The 15,165-nt window shown below is 65.6% G+C and carries 16 protein-coding genes and 1 pseudogene; 7 read left to right on the top strand and 10 right to left on the bottom strand.

What is annotated here, in order from left to right; all coding sequences use genetic code 11:
• Nucleotides 1–162: 162 nt before the first annotated feature.
• From LOY33_RS13780 to LOY33_RS13760, 5 genes and pseudogenes are all read right to left on the bottom strand, one after another.
• Nucleotides 163–744 (bottom strand): hypothetical protein, encoded by a 582-nt coding sequence (locus tag LOY33_RS13780; protein WP_054914617.1) that lies wholly within the window; start codon nucleotides 742–744, stop codon nucleotides 163–165.
• A 100-nt stretch (nucleotides 745–844) separates the two neighbouring features.
• The gene (locus LOY33_RS13775) at nucleotides 845–1,363 is read right to left on the bottom strand and encodes a GrpB family protein (RefSeq protein ID WP_258658778.1); all 519 of its coding nucleotides are present in this window, start codon (nucleotides 1,361–1,363) and stop codon (nucleotides 845–847) included.
• Nucleotides 1,364–1,382: 19 nt separating this feature from the next.
• Entirely contained in the window at nucleotides 1,383–2,006 is a 624-nt protein-coding gene (locus tag LOY33_RS13770) for an SMI1/KNR4 family protein (RefSeq protein ID WP_258658775.1), read from the bottom strand.
• A 90-nt stretch (nucleotides 2,007–2,096) separates the two neighbouring features.
• Nucleotides 2,097–2,396, bottom strand: a complete 300-nt coding sequence (locus LOY33_RS13765; protein WP_258662893.1) for a nuclear transport factor 2 family protein — start codon at nucleotides 2,394–2,396, stop codon at nucleotides 2,097–2,099.
• 69 nt (nucleotides 2,397–2,465) lie between these two features.
• Nucleotides 2,466–3,008 (bottom strand): annotated as a pseudogene (locus LOY33_RS13760) (GNAT family N-acetyltransferase; N-acetyltransferase); the annotation flags it as partial.
• Nucleotides 3,009–3,192: 184 nt separating this feature from the next.
• Here LOY33_RS13760 and LOY33_RS13755 point away from each other — a divergent pair.
• Complete coding sequence (locus LOY33_RS13755; protein ID WP_123752557.1) at nucleotides 3,193–3,792, top strand: DMP19 family protein; 600 nt, start codon at nucleotides 3,193–3,195, stop codon at nucleotides 3,790–3,792.
• A 35-nt stretch (nucleotides 3,793–3,827) separates the two neighbouring features.
• Here the strand turns inward: LOY33_RS13755 and LOY33_RS13750 are convergent, their stop codons facing one another.
• From LOY33_RS13750 to LOY33_RS13740, 3 genes are all read right to left on the bottom strand, one after another.
• Nucleotides 3,828–4,349, bottom strand: a complete 522-nt coding sequence (locus LOY33_RS13750) for a GNAT family N-acetyltransferase (RefSeq protein ID WP_043861419.1) — start codon at nucleotides 4,347–4,349, stop codon at nucleotides 3,828–3,830.
• 31 nt (nucleotides 4,350–4,380) lie between these two features.
• Nucleotides 4,381–5,559 (bottom strand): GGDEF domain-containing protein, encoded by a 1,179-nt coding sequence (locus LOY33_RS13745; protein WP_258658771.1) that lies wholly within the window; start codon nucleotides 5,557–5,559, stop codon nucleotides 4,381–4,383.
• A 137-nt stretch (nucleotides 5,560–5,696) separates the two neighbouring features.
• Nucleotides 5,697–6,098 (bottom strand): GFA family protein, encoded by a 402-nt coding sequence (locus LOY33_RS13740; RefSeq protein ID WP_258658769.1) that lies wholly within the window; start codon nucleotides 6,096–6,098, stop codon nucleotides 5,697–5,699.
• A gap of 106 nt (nucleotides 6,099–6,204) precedes the next feature.
• Here LOY33_RS13740 and LOY33_RS13735 point away from each other — a divergent pair, with 106 nt between their 5' ends.
• Entirely contained in the window at nucleotides 6,205–7,437 is a 1,233-nt protein-coding gene (locus LOY33_RS13735; RefSeq protein ID WP_078480332.1) for a M20/M25/M40 family metallo-hydrolase, read from the top strand.
• 41 nt (nucleotides 7,438–7,478) lie between these two features.
• On the opposite strand, the gene LOY33_RS13730 is transcribed toward LOY33_RS13735, so the two are convergent.
• Nucleotides 7,479–9,155 carry an MFS transporter gene (locus LOY33_RS13730; RefSeq protein ID WP_258658765.1) on the bottom strand — a complete coding sequence of 559 codons (1,677 nt, stop codon included), beginning with the start codon at nucleotides 9,153–9,155 and terminating at the stop codon, nucleotides 7,479–7,481.
• 221 nt (nucleotides 9,156–9,376) lie between these two features.
• Here LOY33_RS13730 and LOY33_RS13725 point away from each other — a divergent pair, with 221 nt between their 5' ends.
• Complete coding sequence (locus LOY33_RS13725) at nucleotides 9,377–9,673, top strand: DUF3144 domain-containing protein (protein WP_043861375.1); 297 nt, start codon at nucleotides 9,377–9,379, stop codon at nucleotides 9,671–9,673.
• Nucleotides 9,674–9,723: 50 nt separating this feature from the next.
• Nucleotides 9,724–10,155 carry a hypothetical protein gene (locus LOY33_RS13720; protein WP_043861374.1) on the top strand — a complete coding sequence of 144 codons (432 nt, stop codon included), beginning with the start codon at nucleotides 9,724–9,726 and terminating at the stop codon, nucleotides 10,153–10,155.
• A 51-nt stretch (nucleotides 10,156–10,206) separates the two neighbouring features.
• Here the strand turns inward: LOY33_RS13720 and LOY33_RS13715 are convergent, their stop codons facing one another.
• Nucleotides 10,207–10,953 carry a hypothetical protein gene (locus LOY33_RS13715; protein WP_058540110.1) on the bottom strand — a complete coding sequence of 249 codons (747 nt, stop codon included), beginning with the start codon at nucleotides 10,951–10,953 and terminating at the stop codon, nucleotides 10,207–10,209.
• 166 nt (nucleotides 10,954–11,119) lie between these two features.
• Here LOY33_RS13715 and LOY33_RS13710 point away from each other — a divergent pair, with 166 nt between their 5' ends.
• From LOY33_RS13710 to LOY33_RS13700, 3 genes are all read left to right on the top strand, one after another.
• On the top strand, nucleotides 11,120–11,629 hold the full coding sequence (locus LOY33_RS13710) for a sigma-70 family RNA polymerase sigma factor (RefSeq protein ID WP_043861372.1): 510 nt from the start codon (nucleotides 11,120–11,122) through the stop codon (nucleotides 11,627–11,629).
• The gene (locus LOY33_RS13705) at nucleotides 11,626–12,591 is read left to right on the top strand and encodes a DUF4880 domain-containing protein (protein ID WP_258658758.1); all 966 of its coding nucleotides are present in this window, start codon (nucleotides 11,626–11,628) and stop codon (nucleotides 12,589–12,591) included. Before LOY33_RS13710 ends, LOY33_RS13705 begins: the two co-directional genes overlap by 4 nt.
• A 110-nt stretch (nucleotides 12,592–12,701) precedes the next feature.
• Entirely contained in the window at nucleotides 12,702–15,107 is a 2,406-nt protein-coding gene (locus tag LOY33_RS13700; RefSeq protein WP_058540112.1) for a TonB-dependent siderophore receptor, read from the top strand.
• Nucleotides 15,108–15,165: the final 58 nt, after the last annotated feature.

Below are 15,165 nucleotides of genomic sequence, written 5' to 3'. Positions count from 1 at the left end.
TGTGCAACGGTCAAGCGACGTGAAAAAGGGGGGTGTTCCAATGGAATACCCGTGGCAGGCGCGGCTGCCATCGGGTGGTGGGCGGTGCGTTCCTGGCCGGGGAAATCCGGCCGGGAACGGCGCGCCAGAGCCGTTCGAGTCAGTCGACTCGGCGAGCATACCTCACGGGCGCGAGGTTTTCACGGTCAGCACTTCGGTGTACACCACGTCGACCGTCTGGCCGACCTTGAGGTTCTTCATGCGCGCCTGCAGTTCGGGGTCCTCGACCTTCACCACCTTCACCTTGCCCTGGGGCGGCAGCAGGGTCACTTCATGGGCGTCGAGGTCGATGGCGGTGATCTTGGAGGTGACGCGCACCTGGCGGAAAGCTTCGCCGCCCGGGTTGGGGTTGTCCTTGGTGGCGCGCACGGTGCCGGTCTCGTCGGTGACCTTCGGCGCGCCGCCCTCACTGGTGTTGAGCACATAGGCCACGGCACGGGTCACCGTGATGTCGACCTTGTCGCCCACCTTCAGGTTGTGCAGGTCCTTGGCCTGGTCGGTCAGCTGGATGGGCACCTGGCTGTTGTTCGGGCCTTCGATCGTGACCCGGAAGTTGCCCGGGTCCACGGCCAGCACCTGGGTGCTGATGTGGTCTTGCAGCGCTTCGCTGCCCAGCGGCAGTTCGGCGGCGTGGGCCGCAAAGCTGGCAGTGGTCATGAGTGAGGCGAGGGCAACGGCGTGGGCGAGGGAGCGAATCGATTTCATAAGCCTGCATTCCATGTAATGGCTGAATGAGCGGAACAACGCATGACGCAACGTGCGTGGATCACGCGCAAAGCATAGCCACTGATTGCGGATATGCCCGTTAGACGCCGCCCTGCGACGGCACCTGGCCACGCATCGCGGCCTCGATGAATGGCGCCTTGCCGGCCAGGTACTCGCCGATACCGTCACGATTGGTCGCTTCAAGCTCAAGCTTCAACGCCTGGTAGCGCTGGCGAAGGTCGTCAGCGCTGCGCAGCAGGTCGCGAAAGCGCAGCATCCAGGCAATCTGTGGGTGGCCCTGGGCACACACGTGCACCTTGTGGGTACGGATACCGTCGACATCGCGACGGTAGAAGTGGTGGCCCGGCGACAGGTCGGAGCCGCGCACGTACCCCAGAGCCTGCATGTGGGCGTGGCGTGCTGCGGTTTCCCGATGCGCCTGGACCACCACCAGCACGTCGATCTCCGGCTTGGCGGCAAGGCCGGGTACGCCCGTGCTGCCCACATGATGGATGTCGATCAGTTCACTGCCAAAACCCTGGGCGATGCCTGCCCTGGCGGCCAGGTAGCGCTCGGGCCATTGGTTGTCGTAGGGGCGGATCTGACTGGTCAGCTTCATTGCGGTGTTTCCCTGGGAGTCATATTGGCCAGTCGCCTACCCGCGCGTTCCAGCGCTCACGGTGGCGTTCGCGCCAGCCGCGGCTGCCGGAATCGAGCCAGGCGAGGGTGGCCTGCACACTGTCCTGGCTGATGATGAAGCTGTCGATATGGTTGACGATGGTCTCTTCGGCCACATGCAGCAGGGCCAGGTAGTCGTTGAAGCTTTCGGCCAGCACCACGTATTCGTCGCCTTGCTGGCGGCGGCCGGTCCAGGCGGGCAGGGCGGCGACCATCGCGGCCACCTGCTGGCGCCCCTCGCGCAGGTCCAGCAGCAACAGGCTGGCGCCGCCGTCACGCCCGATCGGCAGCAGGCCATGGGCAGGGTAGCCAGGGCGCTGGCGTGCGCGTTCCAGCTCGTAGGGGTTCGACTCCCATTCGCCGTCCAGGTCCAGCCCGTACAGCGAGAAGCTCATCAGCTCGCGTTCGCCGCTGGCCAGGGTGACCGCTACGTCGTACTCGAGGTAGGCGCCGTTGCAGGTCGTGAGAAATTCACGGTAGTCAGCCGGCAGGGGCGCACCAAGGCTGGCCTCCAGCTGTGCAAGCGCAGCGTCGCTGGCGCCTTGCCGGGTGTCTTCGAGCATCAGCCCGCGGTAATCGGTCATCGAGGTGGCTCGCTGTACAGGGGCGGCAGATGATGCCGCGCATGGGCGCCGCAGGCAAACGGCGCGGGTGGGGCCGCACCGTTTGCGGCATTACGCGGCCGGGGTGCCTTGATGAAAGGTCATCTGCCAATGGCCATCGAGCCTGCGCCATACCGAGCTGCGCAGCGACGCGGTGTCGCTGTGGCAGGTATAGGTCACCAGCGCAACGTCCGGCGCCAGGGGGCGTACCTGAAAATCGCTGATCGTGCGCACCCTGAATGCCTGGACGGGCAGGCTGGAGAGCACATCCGCCTTGTGCCAGGCCTTGCCGCTGGCGCCAATCTCCATGAAGTCATCGGCCAGCAGCGTCGACAGCAAGGCCGTGTTGCAGCGTACGTCCTGCTGCAGCAGGCGTTGCTCCAGGTAGTGCAGGGTGGCTTCCAGCTCGCCAGCGGGTTGCGTTGCGGGGCTGGCGTCGCCGCGGCGCTTGCGCCATTCATCCTGCGTCAGCTCCCAGGTTTCCTGGGGCATCGGCCCACTGACGAAATTGCCGGGCTGCACGTGCAGCAGGTGCATGCCCTCGCGCAGCGATATGCGCCGTGACGCCAGGTTGCTCACGGCCTTGGGCACCTGCAGGGTCGGGCGATTCAAGGTGTCGAACCAGAAGCGGTTGATCACCTCGCACACCTCGCGCATGTAGCCCTTGCCTTGCCACTGCGGCGCCAGCCAGAAACCGCGGTGGTTGCCGGGGGTATCGTGCAGCGACACGCTGCCGATGCACTGCAGCGGGTTCTGCACCAGGCGGATCATCCAGTGCCATTCCTCGCCACGCGCCATGGCGGGCAGCGCCAGGTCGCGCACATACGTCAGTGCGCCGTCGTCCGGGTACGGCCAAGGCACGCGGCTGTCGAGATAACGCACCACCTCCCACTGCGGGAACAGTTGCTGGATCGCCGCAGCGTCGCTCAATTGCAGGGGCGTGAGCTGCAGGCGCGCGGTGGTGAAGGTAGGGATGCGGTTCATCTTGGCCTCGAAGCGGTAATGCATGGGGTGGGCGAGGGTGGGCAAGGTGTCGGCACCGAGGGTAAACCAAACCCATGCGCCAAGGCGATTGGATCGCGCAGGCCGGCACGCTGTAGCATGTGCGCCACGTTGGGCGCGACGCGCAAGGGGCGCGCCCTCACCACGCAATGACCATGGGGGGCGCATGAGCGACAACCAACCCTGCCGCGCCTGCGGCAACGTGATCCTGGCAAGCACCGCAGCGCGCACCGGCGGGTTGTGCATGCCCTGCAAGGGCGGCTACCGGGAGAACATCGAGAACGGCAAGCGCTACGCCCAGGAGCGCAAGCAGTACCTGGCCAGCCCGCAGGCGCTGTACTGGTCTGCGCTGGTCGACCGGGTGTTCCGCACGCCCCAGGGCTTTGCCGGGCTGGCACTGGCCGAGCAGCACTATTACGCGGTCAACGTGCTGCAGGGCGAGGTGTACAACGGCGGTTTCGACCAGTACTTCGGCAACTCCTCGGGCGATCACTACGCCAGCGCGTGCGCGGGGCTGCGCGAACTCGGCGCGTTGCAGACCCTCGCGCTGCTGGAAGAGGCCAAGGGCCTGTTGTTCGGTGCCCAGGCAGTGCCTGCCGAGCAGGGCGAGCGTCAGTTGCGCATGCCCACCTATGCCGATGAGCCCGACCTGGCCTGCGAGGCCGCGCTGGATGCACTGGACACTCGCTTCTACCTCGACCCCGACCAGCTGGAGGAGCGCCTGGTGGCGTATGCGCGGCAACAGCAGCTGTTTGCCGCCGATTAGGTTTCGGGGTCCTGTTCTGCCAGGGGCGCGCGGTGTCAGTCGTTGCGGGCCTGCACGGTATCCAGTACCAGCTCCATGCCCTGGGACATCAGCGCGCTGCCCGCGCGCAGCGGTTCGGGTGGCCCAATCGGCTTGAAGCCCAGCGCGGTGTACAGGTGCATGGCAGGGCTGTCCTGAATCGTGACCCCCAGCCGTACCCGCTGCATGTCGTGGCGGCGGGCCCAGTCCAGCGCTGCCTGCAGCAGTGCCCGTCCGGCGCCGCGCCCGCGGCAGGCCGGGTCGACCCACATCTGGAAGATCTCGGCAACGCCGGGCCCTGCACCGGCCAGCTTGCACCACACCAGCCCACAGGGCGCTTCGCCCTCCAGCGCAACAAACGCACGGCCCTGGCCGGAGCTTGCCGCCGCCTGCAAGCGCGCCGACCAGTCTTCATCGGTGCGCGTAGCCTCCGAGCCGTAGGTGCTGCCGAACGCATCCGGCGAGTCCTGCAGTGACTGCAGGCGCAGGTCGCGGTACAGCGGCCAGTGCGAGGGTTCGAGTGCTGTTGTGGCGATCATGCTGCTGTTCACCTTATCCATTGGTATTGCCTCAAGGCGTGTGCAGGGGTTCGTCAGCGGCTGCGGTGCGGTCCACCACGCGAATACTGTCACGTCCACCGCGCTTGGAGGCGTAGAGCGCGCTGTCGCTTTGTTCGATCAGGGCCGTGAGGCTGCCCGGCGGCTGGTCGAACAGGTTGGCGCCGATGCTCAGGGTCACCGGCGCAGGCGTGGGGAACAGCTGCGCGGCGGCCTGCCGGAACTGCTCGCGCAAGGCGCCGCCCAGCGCCAGGATACGTTCGGTGGGGGCGTTGTTGAGCAGAATCACGAACTCATCGCCACCCAGTCGCGCCGCCAGGGCGCCGGTGGGCAGCACCGCGCGGATCATCTCGCTCAGGTCGACCAGCAGGCGGTCACCGGCGCTATGCCCGAACAGGTCGTTGACCAGCTTGAAGTTGTCGATATCAATCAGCAGCAACGCTCCGGGCCGCGTGGCCGACACGTCTTCGAGCAGGCGCGGCGCACGGACTTCCAGGGCGCGGCGGTTGTACAGGGCCGTCAGCGGGTCACGGGCGGCCAGGCGGGCGATGCGTTTTTCTCGCCGGTAGCGCTCGGTGCCGGTCATCGACAGCGCAATCAGCATGATTGCCATGGCGCCTTCCACCAGCGAGATCTGGATGATCTGGCCGCGGAACGCCGCCAGGTCGATCAGCGTGCCGGGCACCACCGCCGTGATCGCCTTGGCCACGTAGAACAGGCCGTGCATCAGCAGCACGTAGCGCAGTTGCACCGCCCCCACGCTCAGCGACTTGCCATGCGGGCGCAGCAGTGCGCTGGCCTTGAGCGCCAGCAGTGCCACCAGCAGCGAGTTGACCAGCAGCATCAGCTTGGACCATTGCGGCTCCTCGGGTACCACCAGTAGCGCAAGCCATACCACGAAGACCAGATACCAGCCCCGCGACAGCTGGGTTTGCGTGAAACGCCCGACACCCAGCAGGAACAGCCAGTGCGCCGTCACCAGCAGGCCATTGGCGAACCAGATACCGATCAGCAGCAGGCCGCTGCTGCGCAGCAGCGCAAGGGTACAGCCCACGGTGATGGTGGCGAACCCGGCGCTCCAGAACAGCAGCGAGGGTTCACGCACGCTGCGCCACTCGATCGCCAGGTACAGCGCGGCGGCCGCGGCGAGGGCGATCGTGATGGTGAGCATCGTGGGTGGGTCTAGCGCCATGGCGAGCGGGCCTGCATGAAGTGCACGGAAGGCGGCGATTGTAAGCGTTTGAATCGGTTTTTCGCAGTGCTTGCGCGAAGCGTTTCAGCCGGCTGTCGCAAACCTGGGCCAGCCTGTCGCGGGCAGTGCAAAAGACCCTATCGACCCTGTGGCCAATGGTCCTCGATTGCGTACCACGGCGCCTTCGAAGCCACCTCCACATGGCGCTGCCTGTCGAACGTCAGGGGTGAGTCCAGGGTGCCCAGCGCAATCGAGATCCAGTCGGCATGGTCCCCCTGTGAGCGCGACCAGAACAGCGATGAACCGCAGTCGCCACAGAACTGGCGCGCCACCGACTCGGACGATGCGTACGACTTGAGCCGCTCGCCTCCCTGCAGCAGTTGCAGGTCGTCGCGCCTGACGCTGGCGTAGCTGGCGAACGCCGCCCCGTGGCCCTTGCGGCACTGGCTGCAATGGCAGTGCGAAACCGCCTTGAGGGGCGCGCTGAGCTGATAACGGATGGCGCCGCACAGGCAGCTGCCCTGGTTCTGGTGTGTCATGGAAGGTCCAACCCGGTTGCTCGCAATACAGGGCCGACAGTCTAAGCTGATCCCTTGCCCGTCATGCAACACACCCTTTTGCCACCCTGCACCGAGGCCCCGCCCTATGCCGTTGTTTCGCCCTCCCTACGCCAGCGCCCTGGCGCTCTGCCTGTCCTTCGCCTGTACCGGCGCCATCGCTTCCCCCGCCCAGGACCTGCTGGAAAAAGCCAAGGCCGAGCAGTCGAGCTACCTGGATACCCTCAAAACCCTGGTATCGGTGGACACCGGTACCGGCACCCAGCAAGGCCTCACCGACATCGGCGCATTGCTGGTCAAGCGCCTGGAGGCCCTGGGCGCCACGGTGCAGACCAGCGCCGCCACGCCCTCGGTGGGCAACAACATCGTCGGCACCTTCAAGGGCAGCGGCAGCAAGCGCTTCATGCTGATGGTGCATTACGACACCGTGTTCGGCCCCGGCACCGCCGCCAGGCGCCCGTTTCGCATCGAGGGCGAGCGTGCCTATGGCCCCGGGGTGGCCGACGCGAAGGGCGGGGTGGCGATGATCCTGCATGCGATCAAGCTGCTGCAGGATGTGCGCTTCAACGACTACGCCACCCTGACCGTGCTGTTCAACCCCGATGAAGAAATGGGCTCGCTCGGCTCCCGGCAGATCATTGCCGAGCTTGCGCGCAAGCATGACTACGTCTTCTCCTACGAGCCCCCGAACAAGGACGCGGTGACGGTGGCCACCAACGGCATCAACCAGCTGCTGCTGGAAGTGCGCGGTCGCTCGGCACACGCCGGCTCCGCCCCTGAAGACGGGCGCAACGCCTTGACCGAGCTGGCGCACCAGGTGGTTCAGCTCAAGGACCTGGGCGACCCGGCCAAAGGCACCACGGTCAACTGGACCCTGGCCAAGGCCGGCGAGAAAGCCAACATCATCCCGGCGCTGGCCACCGCCGAAGCCGACATGCGCTATGCCGACCTGTCCGAAAGCGACCGCGTGCTGGCCGACGCGCAACGTATCAGCCAGGCCCGGCTCATCGCCGACACGCAGGTCACGCTGACCCTGCGCAAGGGGCGCCCGCCGCTGGCCAGAAATGAAGGCTCCGCCGCCCTGGCCAGCACTGCCCAGCAGCTGTATGGCCAGATCGATCGCAGCCTGGAACCCATCGCCATGCGTTTTGGCACCGACGCTGGCTATGCCTATGTGCCCGGCAGCGCCACGCCGGCGGTGCTCGAAACCATGGGCGTGGTCGGGGCCGGGTTGCACGCCGACGATGAATACATCGAACTGTCCAGCATCGCGCCGCGCCTGTACCTGACGGTGGCGATGATCCGGCACCTCTCGCAGTAGGCTGCACCGCGCCCTCCCGGCACCCGGGAGGGCGGGCGGTTTCAGCTGTGGTTGATGTCGCGGTCCTTGGTCTCGGGCAGGAAGAAGGTACCCAGGATGGCGGTCATCACCGCGATCACGATCGGATACCACAGCCCGTAGTAGATATCCCCCGTGGCCGCGACCATGGCGAACGCCACCGTGGGCAGGAAGCCGCCGAACCAGCCGTTGCCGATATGGTAGGGCAGCGACATCGAGGTGTAGCGGATACGCGCCGGGAACAGCTCCACCAGCCACGCGGCGATCGGCCCGTAGACCATGGTCACGTAGATCACCAGGATGGTCAGCAGCAACAGCACCATGGGGTAGTTGGTCTTGTTCGGGTCGGCCTTTTCCGGGTAGCCGGCGTCCTTCAGGGCCGCGCCCAGGGTGGCGGCGAAAGCATCGTTCTGCGTCTTGAAGTCGGCGGCCGGCAGGCGGCTGCCGTCGAAGCTGGGCACCACCGTGCTGCCGATGCGCACCTGCGCCACGCTGCCGGGCTCGGCCTTTTCGTTCACGTAGGGGATCGCGCGCTTGGCCAGCACGCTCTTGGCCACGTCGCACGAACTGGTGAAGCGCGCCTTGCCCACCGGGTCGAACTGGAACGAACACTGCGCCGGGTCGGCGACCACCGTCACCGGGTTGCGTGCCTGGGCACTGAACACGTCGGGGTTGCCGTACTGGGTCAGCGCATGAAAGATCGGGAAGTAGGTCAGCGCCGCCAGGATGCAGCCGGCCATGATGATGCCCTTGCGCCCGATGCGGTCGGACAGGCTGCCGAAGATGACGAAGAACGGCGTGCCGATCAGCAGCGAACCGGCAATCAGCAGGTTGGCGGTCTGCGGGTCGATCTTGAGCGTCTGCAACAGAAAGAACAGCGCATAGAACTGCCCGGTGTACCACACCACCGCCTGGCCGGCGGTACCGCCGAGCAGCGACATGATCACCACCTTGAGGTTGTCCCAGCGGGCGAACGACTCGGTCAGCGGCGCCTTGGATGCCTTGCCTTCGGCCTTCATCCGGTTGAACACCGGCGACTCGCTCAGTTGCAGGCGGATGTACACCGACACGATCAGCAGCAGGATCGATAGCAGGAATGGTATGCGCCAGCCCCACGCCTCGAACGCCTCGGTGCCCAGCGCGGTACGGCACGCCAGGATCACCAGCAGCGACAGAAACAGCCCCAGCGTGGCGGTGGTCTGGATCCACGAGGTGAAGAAGCCGCGCTTGCCGGGCGGTGCGTGCTCGGCCACGTAGGTGGCGGCGCCGCCGTATTCACCGCCCAGCGCCAGGCCTTGCAGCAGGCGCAGGGTAATCAGGATCACCGGGGCCGCCACGCCGATGCTCGAGTAGCTGGGCAACAGGCCCACCACCGCGGTGGACACGCCCATGATCACGATGGTGATGAGGAAGGTGTGCTTGCGCCCGATCATGTCGCCCAGGCGGCCGAACACGATGGCGCCGAACGGCCTTACCGCAAACCCGGCGGCGAAGGCGAGCAGGGCGAAGATGAAGGCAGTGGTTTCGTTGACCCCGGCAAAGAAGTGCTTGGCGATGATCGCCGCCAGGGAGCCATACAGATAGAAGTCGTACCACTCGAACACGGTGCCCAGGGACGAGGCAAAGATGACCTTGCGTTCCTCTTTGGTGATCCCGCGCCTGGGCGCACTGCCTGTGGAAGTGTTGTCGATTGTCGCCATGAGTTTTCTCCGGATTGTTGTTGTAGGCCGGAACACCCACTGCCACTTCACCCAAGCCCTGGGGCTGATGTCATCGGACTACGCAATGCGCACAGACACCTCGCAGCGCTGCCCGCTCGTTTGAAGCATAATCAGCTTCGCGCAGATATCCACTCGCCGACGGTTGGCCGGACGGCAGGAGGGGGCTGCAATAACCAGACGTGATGAGAAAGGGACACGCAATGCCGCAAAATGCTGACGACTCGTTCTACGACCGCGCCGACGCCCATATAGAGCTGTCCAACGAGCAGCTCGGGCAGGTCCAGGACCTGGGCAAGGTGAGTGCCTCGATGATGTTCGGCACCACCCGGTTCAATGCCTGGGTGAGTGCCCGCAACTTCAAGTCGGGGGAAGAAATGGCGCAGGCACGCGAGGCGATGCTCACGTACTTCTGCGACCAGTACCGGATGATGCTCGAAGACAACCTGGACGACCATATCAACAACTTTGCGACGTACATGCAGGGTTCGGCCAAGTAACGCGTTGCCCGCTTCGCCGGCAACGCCGGCTCCTACAAGGAAGAACCGTTATGGCAGGTGAATACAATCTGGCGCTGGTGATTGCCGCGGCGCTCAGCGCGCTGGCGGCCGTGCTGCACGTGGGTACGATCATCGCGGGGCCGTCCTGGTATCGCCTGTTCGGGGCGGGTGAGCGCTTCATCCGGGCGGCGGAGGCGGGCCGGACCTTTCCGGCGGTGGTCACGGCAGCGATTGCGCTGGTGCTGCTGAGCTGGGCGGCCTTTGCATTGTCGGGGGCGGGCGTGATCGCGCCGCTGCCGTTGCTGCTGCCGGCGTTGTGCGCGATCACGCTGGTGTACCTGCTGCGCGGTATCGCCGGGCCCTTCGTGCTGGCCAATACCGGGCGCAGCCAGCGCTTCATCGTGGTGAGCTCGCTGGTGTGCCTGGGGTTCGGGGTGGTGCACCTGGTGGGGCTGGTGCAGGTCTGGGGCCGCCTGGGCTGATCCGCGAATGGCCGGCGGGGGTGCCGGGCCGGTGCCGCCACCCGGTCGGCCTCAGGCCTGTGCAGCCACACTGGCCATGAACAACCCCAGTTTTTTCTGGAAGTCGGCCACCTGCTGGTTGCCGGTGTCCTCGTTGCAGCGCAGCTCCCATTTCAGGCGTGATACCTGGCGCTGCACCGCATCGCACTCGGTATCCAGTTGCACCAGCCGGTTCAACTGTTCGCTGCGTTGCCCGGCCTGCTGGCTCAGCTCCACGAACCGCCAGGATTTGCCCGGCTGGATGTGGGTCTTGCGATAGCTGACCTGCAACGTGGGGCGTTCATCGTGCAGGTTGAGGTTGAGGTAGAACTTGATCTGCTTTTTCAGCACGCTCTGCAGGTTGAGATCGTCCACCACCTCGCGACGACCGCTCAGGTAGTCCTCGATGAACGGCAGGTTGTCGCGGTTCTGCTCACTGAAAGTCGCCGGTTCGATCAGTGCCGGGGTCAGGTTGACGGCAATCTTCTCGAATTCCAGAAAGTAGGTGTGGATGTCGTCGAGCAGCGCCTTGCGCTCGTCGTGAAGCCGCTGCAGGTGCTGTTCGCTGTCGTGCAGTGCCTGGGCCAGCGCCGGCGATGTCTTGTCCGGGCTGTGCTTGCCCTGCAACGAGCGGAAGGCATAGCGGGCGAGAAAATCGGACAGTGCCTCTTCCCCCCGGGCCGCCAATGCCACCGCCTGGGCCTGCAGGTCGGCGGCCGCGCCCTCGAGGTCGCAATTGCGGAGCTTGGTCAACAAGGTGGTGAGTGTCGCTTGATCCATATGCAGCCCTCCCTTTGGCTGCCTCGCACAGTACTGCACCTGAGCGCCGGCCTGCCAGTGTCGGTGAAGCAGGTTGTTTCGGCGGCAATCATAAAAATCCACCGCAAGCTAATGAGAAGTATTACCATGCACGACTCCCGTCAGCCTGCGTCCCGGAACCCTGCCGATGCATCCACTTTCCAGCACCCACCATGCGGTGGGCGAACTCTACGTTCAACACCACAGCTGGTTGACGCAGATGCTGCGCCGCAAGCTGGGCAACCGGGAGCAGGCGCTGGACCTGGCGCAGGACACCTTCGTGCGCATCCTGCGCAGCGAGGCACCGCCGGTGTACCGCGAGCCGCGTGCCTACCTCACCACCGTGGCCAGCCGCCTGTGCATCCAGTACTTCCGGCGCCATGCGCTGGAGAAGGCCTACATGGAGTCGCTGGCCCATCTTGAACCAGCGCTGGTGCCGTCCCCGGAAACTCGCCTGCTGGTGCTCGAGGCGCTGGACGCGGTGGGCCAGGTGCTCGATGGGCTGGGCAGCAAGGTGCGCGAGATCTTCCTGCTGTCACAGCTTGACGGCCTGACCTACGCGCAGATCGCCGAACACCAGGGCCTGACGGTGAACGTGGTGCAAAAGGCCATGCTCAAGGCCTACCGCCACTGCTATGCGGCGGTCTACGGCGCATGAGCCGCTTCGCCCGGATCGACAACCAGCCGCTGGACCCCGGCGTGGTAGAGCAGGCCATGCTGTGGATGGTCACCCTGCAGTCGGGTGTCAGCAGCTTGGCCGAGCAGCAGGCCTGCCAGCACTGGCGCGATGAAAACCCCCAGCATGAACTGGCCTGGCAGCGTCTTGCCGGGCTCACCCATGACCTGCGCCAGGGCACCAGGACGTTACCGGCCGCCGGCGCGCGCGGATTGCTGCAGGCACGTGGCACTGCGTCGCGGCGCAATGTGCTCAAGGGCTTCGCCGGGCTGGGGGTGGTACTGGCGGCTGGCCTTAGCGTGCGTGAGCGGGTGCTGCTGCCGGAACTGTTCAGTGACTACCGCACCACCACCGGCGAGCGTCATCACGTGGCGTTGTCTGGCGAGGTGGAGCTGACCCTGGATACCCGCACCGGCGTGGATGCTCACGCAGACGTGCTGGCGCTCAACCTGGGGCGGATCATGCTCACCCTGGGGCAAGGTGCTTCGCTGGCGGTGCGCACCGCCAATGGCTGGGTACGCCCCGAGCCCGCCTCGCGGCTGGTGGTCAGCCAGGGCCTGCCCGGGGTGTCGGGTACCCAGGTGCAGGTGCTGGCAGGCAGTGCCTCGATCGCCTGGGCCGGCAGCACCCGCATGACCTTGAGCGCCGGTCAGCAGGTGGCGTTCGGGCAGCAGGTCGGCAGTGTCGAACCCCTCGACGCGGGCGCCCAGGCCTGGGTTGACGGCCTGCTGATTGCCGAGCGCATGCCACTGGGCCAGGTGTTGGCCCAGCTCGACCGCTACAGGCGCGGCGTACTGCGCTGCGATCCGGCGGTGGCGGCCTTGCAGGTGTCGGGTTCGTTCTCCCTCGATCGGCCCGATGCCAGCCTCGACCTGCTGGCCAGTGTGTTGCCGATACGGGTACAGCGTGTGTTCGGCTACTGGGCAAACGTGGTCGTGGCCTGAGAACGATTATTTTTAACAGCGGCGGCAGTTTTTTCCATCTCATGCATCAAGACCAGGGAAGACGCTGAAAAACAGCGCATCGCCAACACCCTCAACCCATGGAATTGTTTATGCACAGCCGCCTCACTCCGCTTGCCGGTGCCTTGCGCACGGCCATCCTCGGGCTTTCCCTCGTGTGCGCCAGCCAGGGCGTACTGGCCGGCGCAGATGCCCACGCCACCCACGCCTTCCATATCGACGCCGGCAACCTCGATCGCGTGCTCGGCGCATTCGGCCAGCAGGCCGGGGTGATGATCGCGGTCGACTCGGCCCTGACCCAAGGCATCCACAGCAGCGGCCTGGACGGCAGCTACGCCATCGCCGAGGGCCTGGAGCGGCTGCTCGCACCCAAGGGCCTGCAGGCGATGCCCGAAGGCGAGGGCTACCGGGTAATGCCAAGGCTGGCCACCGGCAGTGCGCAGCTGGAGCTGCAGGCCACCGAAGTCAGCGCCAACCAGCTGGGCACCATCACCGAAGGCACCGGCTCCTACACGCCGGGCACCATCGCCACCGCCACGCGCATGGTGCTGACCCCGCGGGAAACCCCGCAGTCGATCTCTGTGGTCACGCGCCAGGCCATGGACGATTTCGGCCTGAACGCCATCGACGATGTGATGCGCCACACCCCCGGCATCACCGTGTCGACCTACGACAGTGAACGTACCAACTACTATTCGCGCGGCTTCTCCATCGTCAACTTCCAGTACGACGGCATCCCGACCCTGCGTGACGCGCAGTACTCGGCCGGGCAGACCCTTACCGACATGGCGATCTATGACCGGGTCGAGGTGCTCAAGGGCGCCACCGGCCTGCTCACCGGCGCGGGCGGCCCCGGTGGCACGATCAACCTGATCCGCAAGAAGCCGACGGCCGACTTCAGGGGGCATGTGGACCTGGGCGCCGGCTCCTGGGACAACTACCGCTCGGAGATCGACCTCAGCGGCCCGCTGACCGACAGTGGCAACGTGCGGGGCCGGGCGGTGGCCGCCTATCAGGACAAGCACTCGTTCATGGACCATTACGAGCGCAAGACCAGCGTGTACTACGGCATCCTGGAAGTGGACCTGGACGAAGACACCCTGCTGACCCTGGGCGCCGACTACCAGGACAGCGACCCCAGGGGCTCGGGCTGGTCGGGCAGCCGTCCGGTGTACGACTCCCAGGGTAACCCCATCAGCCTGCCGCGTTCGTTCAACAATGGCGCCAAGTGGAGCAGTTGGGAGCAGTACTCGCGCACGCTGTTCGCCACCCTGGAGCATCGCCTGGCCAATGACTGGGTCATCAAGGGTCAGTACAACCACCAGATCAATGGTTATGACGCGCCACTGGGCTCGGTGTCGCCCGACACCCCGACCGTGTCGTCGATCTATTCGCGCAAGTACACCGGCGAAACCACCAGCGACAGCGGCGACCTCTACGCCACCGGGCCGTTCAGCCTGTTCGGGCGCGAACACCAACTGGTGGTGGGTGGCTCGGTGTCCAGCTCGCACTGGAAGGGCGACAACTACAACAACGTCACCTACTTCGACAACGAATACGATCTGGAGAGCTGGCACGGCCAGGCCATCGAGCCGGACTGGGGCTCGGTGACAAAGCGCAACGACGAAACCACCCGGCAAAGTGGCGGCTACCTGACTGCGCGCTTCAGTGTCACCGATGACCTTTCGCTGCTGCTGGGCAGCCGCCTGGCAAACTTTCAGGTCACCGGCACCAGCGACAGCCAGGAGAGCGGACGGCTGGTGCCCTATGCCGGGGTGGTGTACGACCTCAACAGCAACTTCTCTGCGTATGCCAGCTACACCGATATCTTCCTGCCGCAGACGGCCTACCGTGACAGCCGCAACAGGATGCTCGAGCCCAACGAGGGCCAGAACTACGAGGTGGGCATCAAGGGTGAGTTCTACGACGGTCGCCTGAACACCAGCCTGGCCTACTTCGAAGTGCACGAAGATAACCGCCCGCAGGCCGATACGTTCTACAACGCCAGGCCAACCAACCCCGACATCGACTACGCCTACATGGGCATCAAGTCCAGAACCAAGGGCTACGAGGCAGAGGTGTCCGGGGAACTGGCGCCCGGCTGGCAGGTGCAGGCCGGCTATACGCACAAGGTCAGCCGCGACCAGGGCGGGGCCAAGGTAGCTACCTGGGAGCCCGAAGATCAGCTCAACCTCTACACCACCTACAAACTTGGCGGGCGCCTCGACAAGCTCACCGTGGGCGGTGGGGCACGCTGGCAGGGCAAGGGCTGGCAGGTCCTCAACAACTACGCCAAGGGCACCAATGACACCTTCACCCAGACCCCGTACTGGCTGGTCGACCTGATGGCGCGCTACCAGTTCACCGAGCACCTGTCGGCGTCGGTCAACGTCTACAACCTGTTCGACAAGTACTACTACACCAACATCGGCTTCTATAACTCCTCGTACTACGGTGACCCGCGCAACGTGATGTTCAGCACTCGCTGGGACTTCTGACGTCCAGGCCCGCTCCCAGGGTGATCGTGTGGGGGCGGGCTCGACCTGCGATGGGTGC

Origin of the sequence: Pseudomonas sp. B21-036, assembly GCF_024748925.1 — a bacterium.
GTDB classification, from domain to species: domain Bacteria; phylum Pseudomonadota; class Gammaproteobacteria; order Pseudomonadales; family Pseudomonadaceae; genus Aquipseudomonas; species Aquipseudomonas palmensis.
The sequence above is the reverse complement of the archived record's forward strand: the minus strand, read 5'-3'. Positions and strand labels throughout refer to the sequence as shown.

Bases quoted from the DNA above. Each gene is read 5' to 3' on its own strand.
- LOY33_RS13780 (WP_054914617.1), bottom strand. From the start codon at position 744: ATGAAATCGATTCGCTCCCTCGCCCACGCCGTTGCCCTCGCCTCACTC.
- LOY33_RS13775 (WP_258658778.1), bottom strand. From the start codon at position 1,363: ATGAAGCTGACCAGTCAGATCCGCCCCTACGACAACCAATGGCCCGAG.
- LOY33_RS13770 (WP_258658775.1), bottom strand. From the start codon at position 2,006: ATGACCGATTACCGCGGGCTGATGCTCGAAGACACCCGGCAAGGCGCC.
- LOY33_RS13755 (WP_123752557.1), top strand. From the start codon at position 3,193: ATGAGCGACAACCAACCCTGCCGCGCCTGCGGCAACGTGATCCTGGCA.
- LOY33_RS13750 (WP_043861419.1), bottom strand. From the start codon at position 4,349: ATGATCGCCACAACAGCACTCGAACCCTCGCACTGGCCGCTGTACCGC.
- LOY33_RS13745 (WP_258658771.1), bottom strand. From the start codon at position 5,559: ATGGCGCTAGACCCACCCACGATGCTCACCATCACGATCGCCCTCGCC.
- LOY33_RS13740 (WP_258658769.1), bottom strand. From the start codon at position 6,098: ATGACACACCAGAACCAGGGCAGCTGCCTGTGCGGCGCCATCCGTTAT.
- LOY33_RS13735 (WP_078480332.1), top strand. From the start codon at position 6,205: ATGCCGTTGTTTCGCCCTCCCTACGCCAGCGCCCTGGCGCTCTGCCTG.
- LOY33_RS13730 (WP_258658765.1), bottom strand. From the start codon at position 9,155: ATGGCGACAATCGACAACACTTCCACAGGCAGTGCGCCCAGGCGCGGG.
- LOY33_RS13725 (WP_043861375.1), top strand. From the start codon at position 9,377: ATGCCGCAAAATGCTGACGACTCGTTCTACGACCGCGCCGACGCCCAT.
- LOY33_RS13720 (WP_043861374.1), top strand. From the start codon at position 9,724: ATGGCAGGTGAATACAATCTGGCGCTGGTGATTGCCGCGGCGCTCAGC.
- LOY33_RS13715 (WP_058540110.1), bottom strand. From the start codon at position 10,953: ATGGATCAAGCGACACTCACCACCTTGTTGACCAAGCTCCGCAATTGC.
- LOY33_RS13710 (WP_043861372.1), top strand. From the start codon at position 11,120: ATGCATCCACTTTCCAGCACCCACCATGCGGTGGGCGAACTCTACGTT.
- LOY33_RS13705 (WP_258658758.1), top strand. From the start codon at position 11,626: ATGAGCCGCTTCGCCCGGATCGACAACCAGCCGCTGGACCCCGGCGTG.
- LOY33_RS13700 (WP_058540112.1), top strand. From the start codon at position 12,702: ATGCACAGCCGCCTCACTCCGCTTGCCGGTGCCTTGCGCACGGCCATC.